Origin of the sequence: Roseiconus nitratireducens, assembly GCF_008629675.1 — a bacterium.
GTDB classification, from domain to species: domain Bacteria; phylum Planctomycetota; class Planctomycetia; order Pirellulales; family Pirellulaceae; genus Stieleria; species Stieleria nitratireducens.
This window is the reverse complement of the sequence record NZ_VWOX01000016.1, coordinates 55,322-69,325: the sequence shown is the minus strand read 5'-3', so window position 1 is coordinate 69,325 and position 14,004 is coordinate 55,322. Positions and strand designations below refer to the sequence as shown.

Sequence of the window (14,004 nt, the reverse complement as noted above, 5' to 3'; positions counted from 1 at the left end):
TTAATTCGGGAACAGGAAGATGGGGCGTCCGGGCACTTGATGGACCGGATTGGGCGACAGGCGGATATGGCCCTGATTCAATTCGCCGACCGAAACGATCGACGTATTGGCCGCCGATTCGGCCGGCGCGGCGACATACAGTTTGCCATCCGTCTCAGGCAAAGGACCTCGCAAATGATACTCGATCTGGCCCGAAGCGGATTTGGCGAGAAAGCCGATCCATTCCAAACGTTCGGAGGCGACCGCTTGATAGTGGCTTAGCGGCTCGCTCAAGCGACGCAGTGCGATCGGCATCTCCGCGCGCAACATCGCGTCCAATTGATCGTTCAGCGACGTATCGAAGGGGCGGGGCTCGTACCATCGTTGACGCGCGGCGGTCCGCCGACGCAGTATCTGCATCGTTTGCGGGATCAACGATTTCAGCTGCTCACTGCCCTGGACGCCCGCCGCGAGCAGTTGGTCGATCAGCCATTCCTTGAACAAACCGTCGACGTCGTCGCGTTTGCGAACGTCTGCGACCAACAGGATCAATGTCCGTTCCCAGTACTGATCGAAATTGATTCGCTGCTTTGTCTTCTGGCTGACGATGTCGGCGATGGTGTCCATGGGTTCGGTCAACACTTTGGGAAGGGGACCGTTGAAGGGACGATTGCGAACGCCACCCAATTCGTCCGAGATCACTTCCAACCCCAAACTGCCGCTCTGCGAAAACCGATCGGCGTTGGCTTCGGCATCGTCGGCGTACAGAAAGTAAGCCGTCTTGCCGTTCGGACTGGAGGAATCGTCCACCGCCAGGGTGACCACCTTGGCCAACGGATGCCGTGAAATCCGGGCCATCGTATCCTCCAGGATCTGCCTTCTGCCGGTGATCTCTTTCATCGTTTCGGTGAAATCGGGCATCGCCCGGAACACCGGATTGGGCTCCGTGGCCCGTTTCAGTTCCTGGGCCGATTCGATCAATTGGTTGGCTTCGCCCGACGACACGCCGCTTTTCAATCGCTGCTCCAATTCCTTCAACCAGGCATTGGTGCGATCGACATCTCGCCACTGTGATTCTTCGTCCAACACCGTTCCGAACTCCATGAATCCGGTCCGCGAGACCGATCGCGTGGAGTAGTCGCGAAGCAGGTCGGCATACACGTCCAACGTCCGGGCCGACACCAAAGCGCCGATGGCTTCACCCCGTTGTTCGGCGATCATGCCGGTTTCTTTCAAACGATTCAGCGTCGACGACACCTGATCGCGAAGCACGCTCTGCTTGGCCACCGCGTCCTGGCCACGCAGCGGGAATTGATTGGGAAGTCGTACCACCGACGTCAACAGGTTTTGTAGTGCCTGCAGATTGGCGGGGGTTCCGCCGCGCGATTGCAGCTGGTTGAAGGTGTTTCGCAGTTCGGCCAACTTACCCAACATTTGATCGGTCTGGCGTTCCGATTCAAGCTTCAGGTACTGCTCTTTGCGACGTTTCAAATCCTCAACCCGAGCCCGCTCTCCGTCACTTTCCGCCAGTTCTTCCAACTGGGGCAGTAATGATTCATCGATCAGGGCTGGATCGTCGCTGCTGGCCTGGCGCATCAACTTCTCGAACCGCTCCAGACGGTAATCTTGCTTCTCGATCGCTTTTTGTGCCGTCGCGTGCAATGCCACCATGGTCGAGTCCGCAGCCAACTCCGGATCGGCAGATTGCAGCGAAGCGAAAAAGGACAGGGCAGCATCGTATTGCTGTTTGTCGACGAAGTCTTGCATCTGCGCGACTTTGTCTTTGCGGTCACGCTCCTTGCTGGACTTGAGAAACATCATCGTCCCGCTGACGATTCCGATGACCGCCAGCAGCCCCAGCGCGCCCGCGACCAACTGCATCTTCCGCCGGCGATGTTTGGCCGGCGCATGCGTTCGGTCGTGCACGCGTTGAGCCAGATCCTCCGGGACACCGGGCGTGAATCGGGATGCTTCCTCGAACGCCTGCTTGACGTCCAAGATGGAGTGATTCTCGTCCAATGCGGTTTCCAGCCGCTGGATCGCCATCTGTCGCTCACTTTCCATGACCGACTGGCGATCCAGATCTTCCAGCCAACTCATCGCCGGGGCGATGCTCTGTTCCAAGTGACTTGGTACCGGCACGCTGTACTTGGATCGAATCGATTGCCACTGGGAACGCAGCGATCGCCCCGCGGTCTCGTCGCGATTCTGGAATGCTTGATTCAGCTGCGGCGCCAACTTGCCCAGCTCCGCTTCCTGGTTCTGACGCACGTGGGCTTCGGCGGCAAACGCACTCTGCTCGATCAACCGAGGTGCCGGTGTGATCTGCCAGGAATCTCCCGTCAGTTCGCGATGCAAGTCGTACAGGCGGCGTGCGTCTTCATCCTCCAGCGCGTTGCGTAGTTCTGCATCGATCTGCTGCAGCCGCACCTTCTCCCAGGACTCCACATCTTCATTCCAGACCCGATTACTGGAATCGACGCGTGCGATCTGTCGCAGCGTTCGAAGACGGGCTGACAGCGGCGCCTTGGCGATGGCCAGCCGGCGATGGCGCCGCAACAGGGCATCCAGCGGCAGACTTTCGATGATCGCTTCATTGATTTGCGCGACGTACTCGTGGTTCAACCGCGGCGGCAGTGGGATCCCCATGAATTGCAGGATCTCATTCCAATCATCCCATTCGGGGAAATCCAGATCGGCGGCGGCATCCAAGGCGTTGGGCGTCATCTCCACGCGTTGGATCGCTTCGCTCCGAAGCCCCTTTCGCAGCAACATCACGGCATCATCGAGTCGCTGATTGACCGCCTGGACCTCCGACCGGTAGGACTCCGCCAGCGGACGCATTTCCTCTTCCGCGATCCCGTCACGTTTCTCCAAAGCGCTTCGAATTTTGTCTACGGTTGTCGGCATCGTGAACGTTACCAGGAAAAATGAAATCGAAGCGGGAGACGGCGTATCAGGTCGCCGTCTGAGTCTTGAAAGCGCAAATCGGCTACGTCGACAGTCCAGCCCTGTTGCAGCACATGAAAACTTTCTTCCAATTCTTGTGCGGATCGAACAATCCGCTCGCAGTCCGACACGGCGCGCAACAACGCGTCTTGCTGAGACTTATTCAGCGGTCCGGCTTGGCCCGCTACCTCGGCCTGCATCTGATCGGTCACCGCCATCGCTTCGTCGATAATCTCGTCCATGTCGTCTGCCGAACGCAACAGAGACCGAACCAACGATTCCCGACCGCGATTGCCTCGCAGTACCAAAGGGGCGACGATGCTGCGAAACGATGACGGCAATTCTGCACTTTGTTGCTGCAGCGATGCAAATAACGCTGACAGGTTCGCCAGCGACTGACCGACCGTCCGGTAAGCGGCCGCTTGGCCGCCACTCGCGGCGTCCCCGCTGGAATTGCCGTCGGCATGCCAATCGAATCCGGAAATGGCAATCAAATCGTCACCTTCCGGACGCCAATACACACGCGTGCTGGCACTCAGTGCCGGATCAACGTCTGGGATCGGATGCACCTGGAACGTGCCGACAATGTTGGCGAGGGAAGTCGATTCGATCCGCACGGACTCCGCCGGCGGCAGGCGCACCGCTTTGCCTCCCCAGGCGATCAGGGTTGCCTTGAAAGCCGACTCGGTTGTCGCGGCCGAATCCCGTCGCGCATTCTCTCGGTCCGAGCTGGCTTGACCGCCGTCCGAGGCCGTCGCGGAGTTCAGTGCGCCGGGGGCGTTCGACACAGGAGACGGATCGGCCACCGATGCTTGAACGGTCTCGCCGGACTCTCGCGGCCCCAACGTGGAGGGGAGATTCAAACGACCACGCAAGGAGATCGGGCTGGGCAACGGCGTCTCGGCGTCCGGATTGCCCAGCACCCAGCCGAGCATCTGCTTTTGATCGTAACGGACAGGAAACTCAAGCCGCTGAGTCGGAACCGTCGGTTGTTCCTCGGTTTCCGACACCACCGGCTCGGTAACACTGGCATCCGGCGGAGCGACGGCGAGCGGGGCCGCCGGCTTTGACGCACCTCCAGGCAACAGGGGCAAACCGGCCCAGTAACGCGACAGGCACCAAATGCCGGAGAGCATCAGGAGGGCGACAATCACCGCCAAGGAAGACCACCACAAACGCCCGCCGGAATGCTTTCGCAGCTGGTCGGGCAATGCCGGTGGCTGAGGAGTCGGCGGTGGCCCCGAAGCCGATTCCTCCGACGACGACCACACCGACGCTCCTTCACTGTCGACCGGATCCTGGACCGCGGAAAACCCGGTCGACGTTCCCACCGACACGCCATCGCCGCGCAGCTTTCCACGAGCCCGCTCGACCCATTGCGAGGCAGTCGTGATGGACTGGGTTCGGGTCAAGTCGACGCACTTGCCGGCGGAGGTTGCAAACCGCGCCTCTTCGGTTCCGGCCGGTACCATCCGAACACGACAATCGACGTCGGGTGGCACATTGACCGCAAACGTGTTGAACGTCGCTCGCCAACGTTGCGACGGTGGCAACAGCGAGATCGATTCGTCCATCATCTCCAACAAGCGGTCCTGGTGGTCCAACGAATAGACGATCCAAAACGGCTGGCCCGCGTCGGCGGCAAACGCTTCGGCAACCACGCCGCCCCAGCCGGCATCACCGGTCACGGACTTCCAGGACGAACAGATGCGTGGTGGTTGGTCGCCGCGAGGAATTGAAGGTCCGGTCGGCGGCGTTTCGCATTGACCGTACCACTGCGAACGCATCACGGTCGGCTGTTGCAACAACCAGGCGGGTCCCGCCTGGGGCAGTTCCGACGCATCCAACGCCACGTGATGAGCCAGCTTGTTGGTCCGTCCGGAGTAGTCGGTGCCATAGGCGGCGATGCGTGAAATCACCGAAACGAGTTGCCCGCCCAAGCTGACCCGCTGGTGGGCCTGGGTGACGGGATTCTCACCGGCGCGCGGACTGTCCGGCGGAAACAGATGCCGATAACCGGAGATCGACTCCAGTTTTCCGATCACGTTGATCGGCATCCCCGACGTGGTCAGCACGGTGCAAAACCCACGACTGCCGTGGCGAAGCCCCTTGGGAGCAGACGTGTAAAGTAATTCGGTACTCATCAAACGCGTTTCACGCCGTCCGCCGGAATTACAGCTTTTCCACCATCCAGCGACCGTCTTCCAGCAGTGCCCCGCCGTCAGTCGCCCCGATCAATCCACTTGCCCAATTGCGCAACGCCAACAGCATCGGGATTTCAACCCAATAGGGCTGGAGGTCACGAGGCCGAATTCCCAACGCACCGGTTGCCGGATCGACGGTCGGGCTGGTGCCGCTGGCACTGACCGGGATGAACGTCAAACTGGTCGAGAAACCTTCGGCGGCGGCAACGATCTCAGGACAGATCTCCGCCATCAACTCACCCACCTTGTCCGAAACGTTCTTGATTCGGGCGCTGTCCAAGCGGCACAGCTTCGATCCTTCCACCGGCAGGTAGGGTTCCTCGTTGGAAATGTCCGGCAACAGATTCTTCCAGGCGTCCCACTTCGTCACGATGATCACCAATGGTCGCTGATGAAGTTCATCGTCACGCAATCCCGCGTGCCGCCGCACCCGCTGGATCGCTTCCAACAAAATCGTGTCCTGACGGACGGTGGTTTCACGCGCCATCCTGGACGTCCGCGACGCCATCTGGGGATCATCCGACTTGCCCTCGCAGGCCCTCCGGAATCGCGTGTCCTGGGTCGGATCGAAGCAGAAGAACAGACACTTCGAACACGCCAAGTGACGCGTGACCGGATTGACGGTCTTATCCGCCCCGGGAAAAAAGCTTTCCCCCGCGTTGTCGTACAAACAAACCAGCTTGGAAATCTCTCGGTTGCGACTGTACCGGGGATGGCTGGATAGCGGCTGCAAATTGAACATGAACGGACGCGGCAGCGACACGCTGTGATCGCCCATGTCCACGGTGTCGTACATGTCGCCCTGTTCTTCGGTCTTCGCCAAAGCGACGGGCGTGTCCAGATCCGGGTTCATGAATTGCAATTCTTCGTATTCATGAATCCGCGAGTTGGTCGCCGCGTCGACGTCGCTTAACGAGACCGCGAAACGCTTCGGAAGCGTCTGCCGCAACTTCCAGGACATCGACGTCAGAAAATAACTCTTACCGCACGCGGGGGCGCCAAAGATGCTGAAAAATAAACTGGGCACCTGGTACATCGACCGGGGGACGTGCAAATGGCAGCGCGGACATGCCATCCGAGTCGCATACTGTCCCAGTTCGTCGATCGCATCGCCCTGGGGGCTGAATCGGCTGGGGAGAAAACGCTTGGCGTGCTGGAAGCCCAGCTTCGCATCACCCAACAGATCCGGGTGCTCCGAAATCCACAACGACTCCTCGGGCGCGTAGGCGTGCCAACAGTGCGGACACGTCACCTTGTTGAGCAGGGTGAGCGATTGAGACTTTGCCGTGCTGAGCATTCCAGAGGCTATTCAGTCGCGGTGGGAAGCGAGGGGAGTTCAGGGGATCACTATACATGGCGGCCATCGCACATTCCACCGAACGGGTGGTGTGCGAATCCCGTTCAGGGTCAAACGTTGTGCGTTCCGCCCGGCCAGGGATTCAGCTGACCAGAAGTTTCGTAACCTTTCCGACCCGAACCTAGGGGTTTTTATCCGCTGCTAGCCTTTTGGACGCCGCTGATCCTTCGTGAGTTCTTAGAAACGGACGAGGATTGCGGTAATCTGCCGGACCGTATCGATTACGCCGCCAACCAGACGACCATGCCGCTGCGCCAATTCGGCGCCCCGACCCCCAGTCGCAAAGCGCCGACAGCCCCCTGCCGTCGACTTTAGCCGACGGAAACGGCTACACGGACACCACCAGCCGCGAAGCGGCGACAGCCACACTGCCTCAGCAAGATGAGCGGCCGTCTTTCACAGGCTGAAAGAATCCTGAACCCGCGGTGGCAGAACCGGGAGCCACCGGATAGCGGTCCGCAATCAATTCGTAGACGGCCAAACGCTCGGTGCCGCCGGCGATTGCGTTGCGTTCGACTAGCTCCGCTTGAAGCTGACCGTCCGTCATGCCGCTCTGACGCAGAATCTCACGGCACTGTTCCCACGTGGGCAACCACACCAACCGGCGGCGAAATGCGTCCTCACCGCCGGCCAATCGCATGAAATGGTCGTAGTTGAGCACGAAGTAGACACCTGGCTGAAAGGGCGATCCACGATCGACGATGCCCTCCCGGTCGAGAACGTAATCACCGGCCGCGGGAGTCCATGGAACGCCACCGGCTTTGAAACGCACCGCCAACTCGATCATCTGCTCGGAGAACTTCACGAATCGGTTGTCCTACGGTAGGCATTCTGCCTGGTGGGAGTGACGACCGCGAGTGATTCCTCGTCAGGGAGATAACGCTCTGCCGCAGCACTTTCACGGACCGCGGCGAAGGCCGGATGCCTGGCCAGCAACAGAGGAAACATCGGCGCGCCCGATTCGTCCAGCCGACCGGGAAGCTCTTCCACGACCACGTCGCCCGCCCGCAGATCAAAGATGGCGCGATTCAAGGTCGGCCCGAACGGTCCATAGGGAATGTCGACCAACGTTTCCTCCCTGCGTCGAAAGTATTCCTCGGGATGATTGACCGACTGCTCCCATCCGAACAGTTCCGCGGCCAACCCAAATTGTCGTTGCTCCTCGTAGATGTCGATCAACAACCCGGTCATCAGATGGTTGGCCGGATCACGCTCGGTGGCCCCGGACAAATACGACTTGGCGTCGCGGATGGCGCGTTCCGGGTAGTGAAAGAACCAGTCGGCACGACAGCGATCCGCCCGGACCAACACCGACATCGGATTCATTTTGCTGGCGGCCCGCAACATGTCGATCGCCGCCGATTCAACTCCAAGGGCGGTCAATAGCAATCCGAATTGGTGCTGGATCTGCCACTTGTATTCATGCGTCATGGCCAGTGAGCCGAAAAGGTCGCGCGCATCCTGGTAGTGTTGCAGCGTCTGCCATTCGTACATCGCCTGAGCCAACTGGGCATCCATCGAATCGGGATCGACCTGAAGCGCGTCGACGAACGACTGATTCGCCTCGCCCAACAAAGCTTTCGCGGTGTCGTCTTCACTGCGTGCGGCAAGCAGCAAGGCGGTCACCGCAACCGCTGCCAGCGGCTCCACCAACCGACTGTCGACCTGATAGGAATGCCGGAAACAGTCCAAGGCACGCTGCAATCCGACCACACTGTCGATGTCCGCCTGAGCCCAACCCTTGACCATGCATCCGTAGGCTTCGGGTTTTGGAAACCGACCGCTCTGGGCGGTGCTGACCAAGACACGATCGATCCGTCTGGCAATTTTCGATGCCACGCCCGTCTGCGTCAGCAACCGCTCTCCCAATTGGTCGCCGCTAAGTTCACTGACGAATTGTTCGCCGTACAACACATTGCCGCGTTGTGCGCTGACCAGCTGCCAATTGAAGACCCAATATTGGAGTGCCCCGTGTTGCTGAAATTCGAACGCGCCGGTGAGCAACGCATCGACATTCAAGTTCTCACCGATCCTGCGGAAGTCGTCAGGAGAGTCTGCCATCTGCGGACGAAACGGACGGACGGCCAAGCCCTCCACACCGGACAGCTCATTGACCAACGCCACCGCGATTGCTTCGCCATCGGACATTCGCCGCCCCGCCAAGGGCAATCCGCTGCGATCTTGCGTCGCGTTCTCGTTCAAGTTGCGGGGCGTCAGCACCGCCAGCGTGCGAATGTCTCCCAACCGACCGGCGGCGTTGTCACGAGGCCACAGACCCCACAGCATTCCAGCGACGCCACCTGACAAAGCGACCATGGCGTGTCGACGCGACCAGTTCCCGTCGTTGACAAGCAGCGACTCCTGCGCCGGAACCGCGGAGAGTTGACGGAGCCTGCGATAAACCTCCGTCGCACTGGGACGTTTCCCAGCTTGCTTTTCCAGGCAATGCGAGATCAGGTCACCCAGCTCCGGGGCCTCGCGATAGCGATTGAGGTCGGACTGGACGTCGCCCGCCAACGTGACCGCCAACCGGTCGGCCGGGGTTTGACCGGGCAACGCAGCCGTGCCGTAGAACGCTTCGTGCAGGATGCAGCCGAGCCCGAAAATATCCGCCGCGTCTTTGGCCGATTCTCCGCGCACCTGTTCGGGTGCCATGTAGCCCGGAGTGCCAAGAATCGTCCCCGATCGTGTTTCGCCGGCCGGGACTTCCGCGTCCGGCAACACGGCATCACTGACGCGCGACAGTCCAAAGTCCACCAGCTTGACCCGGATCGCGTCGCGGTCGTCAGAGTCCCCCGGATCGACGACCATGATGTTTTGCGGTTTCAGGTCACGGTGAATCACGCCGGCGGCATGGGCGGTCGCCAAAGCACCGGCAATTTGCATCCCAACCTGGCGAGTCTGTTCGGCGGACAAAGGCCCATGCGCGAATCGCTTTGCCAACGTCGTCCCGTTGAGAAGCTCCATGACCGCGTAGGGCATCGCGTGCTGCACGCCGACGTCAAACAGCTCCACGATGTTGGGATGCGACAAGGCGGCCACCGCCCGAGCCTCGCGTTCGAAACGGTCGATCAACTCCGTCCGCTTCGGATCGCTGCCCGCCAGGTGAGGGAACCCCAACATTTTGATCGCGACCGGTCGATCCAATCGCGTGTCGGTCGCGCGGTACACCACGCCCATGCCGCCACGTGCCAGCACATCGACGATCAGGTAGGGGCCGACCGAATCAGGAATGGTGTCGCCGGCCGTTTGCATGCCCCCGATTCCCGGCAGCGTGCCCCCGCCGACCGTCTCAGGTCCCGCTTGCGGGTCCGTCCCCGGCGCCGGGCTTGGTCGCCCCGGGTTTGATGCGGAATCTCCCTGGGAAGCTTGGCGATTCTCAGTCGTACCGTTCTCCGCCGTACCGTTCTCCGCAGGACCACTCGACGCCGGACGACCGGACGGCCGATCGCCCTGGGCTGCCGACACGGACGCCGCAGCGGGTGCCTCGCTATAAGTTTCCGGGCCGACTCGCGCCGTCGGAACCGGCTTGCCGGATTCGTCGCCGCCGGGCGGACGTGTTCGTGGCTGGAATGGCGTCCGCACCGGTTGGGACTGAAATTCGGTTTGGATTTCTGCGCTGTCCAGTTCCCGCTCGACGGCAATCAATTCTTGCCTCAACGGTTCTGCCAACGTGCCACGATCCGTCGCCGAAGAAGATTCCAGAAAGGATGTGATCACCGATTCGACCGAAACCCTGCGGCCGCTGCGAAGTCGCTGCTCAAAATCCAAGCAAACAGCATCGATCACGGCCAGTTCGGCGGCGGACAGCTGGTCAAGATTCATCTCGCGTTACCTGACTGGCCCAGAATGGCAGATGGGTTCAGGATGATTCATGGCTGGGTGGCTTTGAAGGTAGGCCGATCAGGAATGGGTGCCATCTTCATGATGAACAGCTTCCGACCACGTCCGCCGGATCAATTGCAGCCGGCGTTCGGTAGCCCGTTTGCTGATCTGCAGGCGGTCGGCGATTTCGTCCACCAGGAAACCGTCCATCCTCATGACCGCGATTTGCCGAAGTTGGTCGTCCGGCAACTGATCCAACAACCGTTCACATTCCTCCTGCAATTCCGCATTCAAATCCGGCGTCGTCGGCTGTCCGGAAACACCACCGATCCCGGCAGACTTTTGCAGGTCAGCGGCGTCCATGAACACCGATTCACCACGCACGGCTCCGCCCCCGCGTTTTTGGCGGGTCTGGTGACGCAAATGGGCGCTGACCTTGCGGCCGGTCAATGTGATTAACAGCCCCCACAGGTTGTCCGGACCGCTCAAATCGGGAAATTGGTCGCGTCGGATGCCGGCAATGAAGCTGTTGAATGCCGACAGGGCAATGTCTTCTTCGTCGGCCGACCGCCTGAGGTTCGTCGGCAGCCGCTTGGCGGCCAGGTGGACCAGCCGCTGAAAGTAGTTGTTCCAAAGCTCCGCGATCGCCTCGTCATCGCCGTCGCGCACCCGCTGCAGGGCGACCGAGAAGTTTTCGGCTTCGACGAACTTTTCCAGGTGATCCATGATTTCATGATGACCGAAAGGCGGAAATCGGCCAAGAGCTGGGGCCCCGGGCAGGCCCCCGGGATCACCGGGGGTAGGCCTGACGCCGCTGGGACAGAATCGGATCAGCCTGCAAAGTCATTTGACGGTGCTTGTCGAGTTCTTGTTCAAGCTTTGCATGGATTTCCCGCAGCGAACCCGAGACGGGTTCCGCCGCAAGGTCGTGTTTTTCACCCCAATCGTTTTGGACGTCATAGAAACGTCCATCTGCATACAGTTTGTGGGTCGCGGTGCGGACGTGTTCACTGGCCTGGTCTCGGACGCCGTTTCGTTCATACCAGCAATAGATAACGGGCTTTTTCCTCGCCTGCCCCGTGAACGCGGGCAGCAAACTGACGCCGCTGAGCTTGCCCGGTGTGGGCCGCTTCACGCCGGTCACCTCCAACAACGTCGGAAAAACATCCGAAAAGTCGACCAACGTGTCGGAGACGCTGCCCGGTTCGATCACGCCGGGCCAGCGCGCCAAAAAACCCACGTGGGTCCCGTTGTCGGTCGTCCTGCCTTTGCCTCCCACGTAATCGCGTCCCCGCCACTGCGAAGTGACACTCTGGTACGTTCCGTTGTCGCCGGTCCACATCACCAGCGTGTTGTCCGCCAAGCCACAGGCGTCGAGATGGTCGACGACTTTCCCGACCACCTTGTCCGTGTAACGCACCATCGCGTCCCAGTACTTGTCGTCTTTGTAGCCGCCCGGTTCGGATTTCTTGTCGCGCCACATCGTCGGATCCCAATCCGGATGGTCGGGTGTGGGAACGAACGGCCAGTGCGGCGCGATCATCGGGTAATACACAAAGAACGGCCGGTCGGCATGCTCGCTGATGAATGAATTGATGTAGTCCGATGCGACGTCCGGACCGAACTGGCCTTCCTTGAAATCCACCTCCCGACCGTCGATTTCGAATCCCGGATTCGGATAGCGGCTTGGCCGACGCGTCAGTTGCCACAAGCAATAACGGTCAAACCCGAAACGTCTTGGACCGTCGAACCCGCCGCCAAGCTGCCACTTGCCGGCGATGCAAGTCGCGTAGCCTGCCCCCCGCAGCGCATTACCAAAGGTGTAGGCGGCCGGATCCAATACGCCGAAACGCAAATAATTCCGGTTGTTGTAGATGCCCGTCATCAGCTGGACACGGCTGGGCGTACAAATGGGCTGTGCATGGGCGTTTTCAAACCGCATCCCCTGCTGGGCCAACCCGTCCAAGTGCGGGGTGGCGTACTGCTCGCTTCCGTAGCACCCCAGACATTCGACGCCGATGTCATCCGCCATGATCATCACGACGTTGGGCGGACGATCGCTCTTGTCAGCCGCTGCCCCCAGCGATGGGACCGCGACGAAGATCGTCCACAACAAACACAGAAAGAGCTCATTTCGATTTTTCATGGTGTCCCAGTCTAGCCGGAACTCGAATGCGAGCGGGACGCGTCGCGGGACTTTCGTCGTGGCGACCCACCCAAAATGAGGCCTCTTGGCAAGGTGGAAAACCTGTTGAAGATATGCGGATTGGCTTGTCGATTCCGGGGGATTCGGCCATCATGGCGCCGGCCGGCGAAACCGATCATTTGAACTCGCTTTCGCCAGCCCTTTGGCCGCTATCGACGACGGATTTCGCGGTGAACGACGGAAAATCGGCTGCTTGGGAGATTGCTCCCGCCAGCCCGACTTCTACCCGCCACCCGATCGACCGGCCGAATTTTACGGCTCCCTCAGGGGAGTTTGATGCCACCGCTGTCAGGATGACCTAGTGTCCCTCCAGTGGGACTCTTACGCCGATATCCCGCGCATTCCGAATTTGTCAAAAGACCCTTAGCAACACCCGGGGGGGACGACCAACATGCTGAGCGCAAGATCCGTCACTGCGTTTGCCTATGCCGTTTTGATTTCAAGCTGGTTCGCGGTACACGACAGCGCGTCAGCGGCTGCTCCGAAATGGCCCGACAACGCATTCGCGGTCCAAAAGCACAATTTCGGAACGGTCGCGGTGGCCGCAAAAACCGAATTCCGGTTCCCGGTCTTCAACCCCTACAACCAGCCGTTGCACATCCAGACGGTCCGGCGCAGCTGCGGCTGCACGACGCCGATCGTCGAAACGGAATACGTTCAACCCGGTCAGACGGGGTCGATTCTTGCGCGGTTCAATACCGACACGTTCCGCGGGACCAAGGGGGCCGACCTGACGGTCGTGATCGACCAACCGTTTTACAGCGAGGTCCGGCTTCGCGTGGACGGCTACATTCGCAGCGACATGGTGTTTCATCCCGGTTCGATCAAGTTCGGCAGCGTCAATCAAGGCGAGGCGGTTCGAAAGTCCACGCGCGTGATGTACGCGGGACGGGACGATTGGGAAATCGCCGACGTCCGCAGCAACGTTCCATGGTTGGTGCCGAGCAGAAAGCTGACCAGCCGCGGTGCCGGAAGCTGTGAATACGAATTGACCGTCGCGATCCGCGAGGACGCACCCACCGGTGTCTTCCAGAATGAAATCGTGGTGATCACGAACGATTCCAAACGGCCCGAGGTTCCCCTGCCGGTGTCTGGAAAAGTGAGCAGCCCGCTCAGCATCGCGCCTCAGGCGATTGCCTTGGGCAGTCTGAAACCCGGTCAGGAAGTCCGAAAGACTTTGGTCATCAAAGGCGATCAGCCCTTCACGATCAAGACGATCACTTGCGCCGGATGGGACGTCGAATTCCCCGAGGTACCGGTGGCCAAGACGATGCACATCGTTCCGACCCGGTTCATGCCGACCGATGCGTCCGGTCCCCAAAAGGTTGCCGTCGAGATCACCACGGCCGGTGAGGCGTCGGTGACCGCCAAAGCGATTCTGACGGCGGACGTCCGCAAAGAGTGAACGCGGAAGAAACGTGAAGGGGCAGATCGGCGGCGTGGTGTGTGCCGCGGCGCTGAAGTATGGTGGTGCGTTTATCCGA

8 protein-coding genes are annotated in these 14,004 nt (G+C 60.4%); 1 reads left to right on the top strand and 7 read right to left on the bottom strand.

Annotated features, from left to right (window positions below; translation table 11 throughout):
* From FYK55_RS22850 to FYK55_RS22820, 7 genes are all read right to left on the bottom strand, one after another.
* A complete protein-coding gene (locus FYK55_RS22850; RefSeq protein WP_150078945.1) occupies window positions 1-2,889 on the bottom strand; it encodes a hypothetical protein in 2,889 nt (962 codons plus the stop codon).
* Window positions 2,890-2,897: 8 nt separating this feature from the next.
* Window positions 2,898-5,072: a GAP1-N2 domain-containing protein gene (locus FYK55_RS22845; RefSeq protein ID WP_150078944.1), complete on the bottom strand. Its 2,175-nt coding sequence runs from the start codon at window positions 5,070-5,072 to the stop codon at window positions 2,898-2,900.
* 28 nt (window positions 5,073-5,100) lie between these two features.
* The gene (locus FYK55_RS22840; protein ID WP_150078943.1) at window positions 5,101-6,429 is read right to left on the bottom strand and encodes a hypothetical protein; all 1,329 of its coding nucleotides are present in this window, start codon (window positions 6,427-6,429) and stop codon (window positions 5,101-5,103) included.
* Window positions 6,430-6,862: 433 nt separating this feature from the next.
* Window positions 6,863-7,294 carry a hypothetical protein gene (locus FYK55_RS22835; RefSeq protein WP_150078942.1) on the bottom strand — a complete coding sequence of 144 codons (432 nt, stop codon included), beginning with the start codon at window positions 7,292-7,294 and terminating at the stop codon, window positions 6,863-6,865.
* A complete protein-coding gene (locus FYK55_RS22830) occupies window positions 7,291-10,314 on the bottom strand; it encodes a serine/threonine-protein kinase (RefSeq protein ID WP_150078941.1) in 3,024 nt (1,007 codons plus the stop codon). The genes FYK55_RS22835 and FYK55_RS22830 overlap by 4 nt, the downstream gene beginning before the upstream one ends.
* Window positions 10,315-10,392: 78 nt before the next feature.
* Entirely contained in the window at window positions 10,393-11,040 is a 648-nt protein-coding gene (locus FYK55_RS22825; protein WP_150078940.1) for an ECF-type sigma factor, read from the bottom strand.
* A gap of 64 nt (window positions 11,041-11,104) precedes the next feature.
* Window positions 11,105-12,460, bottom strand: coding sequence for a sulfatase-like hydrolase/transferase (locus tag FYK55_RS22820; protein ID WP_150078939.1), 1,356 nt, complete (start codon window positions 12,458-12,460; stop codon window positions 11,105-11,107).
* Window positions 12,461-12,911: 451 nt separating this feature from the next.
* Between FYK55_RS22820 and FYK55_RS22815 the strand changes: the two genes are divergently transcribed.
* Window positions 12,912-13,925 carry a DUF1573 domain-containing protein gene (locus FYK55_RS22815; RefSeq protein WP_150078938.1) on the top strand — a complete coding sequence of 338 codons (1,014 nt, stop codon included), beginning with the start codon at window positions 12,912-12,914 and terminating at the stop codon, window positions 13,923-13,925.
* Window positions 13,926-14,004 lie beyond the last annotated feature (79 nt).

Excerpts from the sequence above, each read along its gene's own strand:
- FYK55_RS22850 (WP_150078945.1), bottom strand. The coding sequence starts at position 2,889 with ATGCCGACAACCGTAGACAAAATTCGAAGCGCTTTGGAGAAACGTGAC.
- FYK55_RS22845 (WP_150078944.1), bottom strand. The coding sequence starts at position 5,072 with ATGAGTACCGAATTACTTTACACGTCTGCTCCCAAGGGGCTTCGCCAC.
- FYK55_RS22840 (WP_150078943.1), bottom strand. The coding sequence starts at position 6,429 with ATGCTCAGCACGGCAAAGTCTCAATCGCTCACCCTGCTCAACAAGGTG.
- FYK55_RS22830 (WP_150078941.1), bottom strand. The coding sequence starts at position 10,314 with ATGAATCTTGACCAGCTGTCCGCCGCCGAACTGGCCGTGATCGATGCT.
- FYK55_RS22825 (WP_150078940.1), bottom strand. The coding sequence starts at position 11,040 with ATGGATCACCTGGAAAAGTTCGTCGAAGCCGAAAACTTCTCGGTCGCC.
- FYK55_RS22820 (WP_150078939.1), bottom strand. The coding sequence starts at position 12,460 with ATGAAAAATCGAAATGAGCTCTTTCTGTGTTTGTTGTGGACGATCTTC.
- FYK55_RS22815 (WP_150078938.1), top strand. The coding sequence starts at position 12,912 with ATGCTGAGCGCAAGATCCGTCACTGCGTTTGCCTATGCCGTTTTGATT.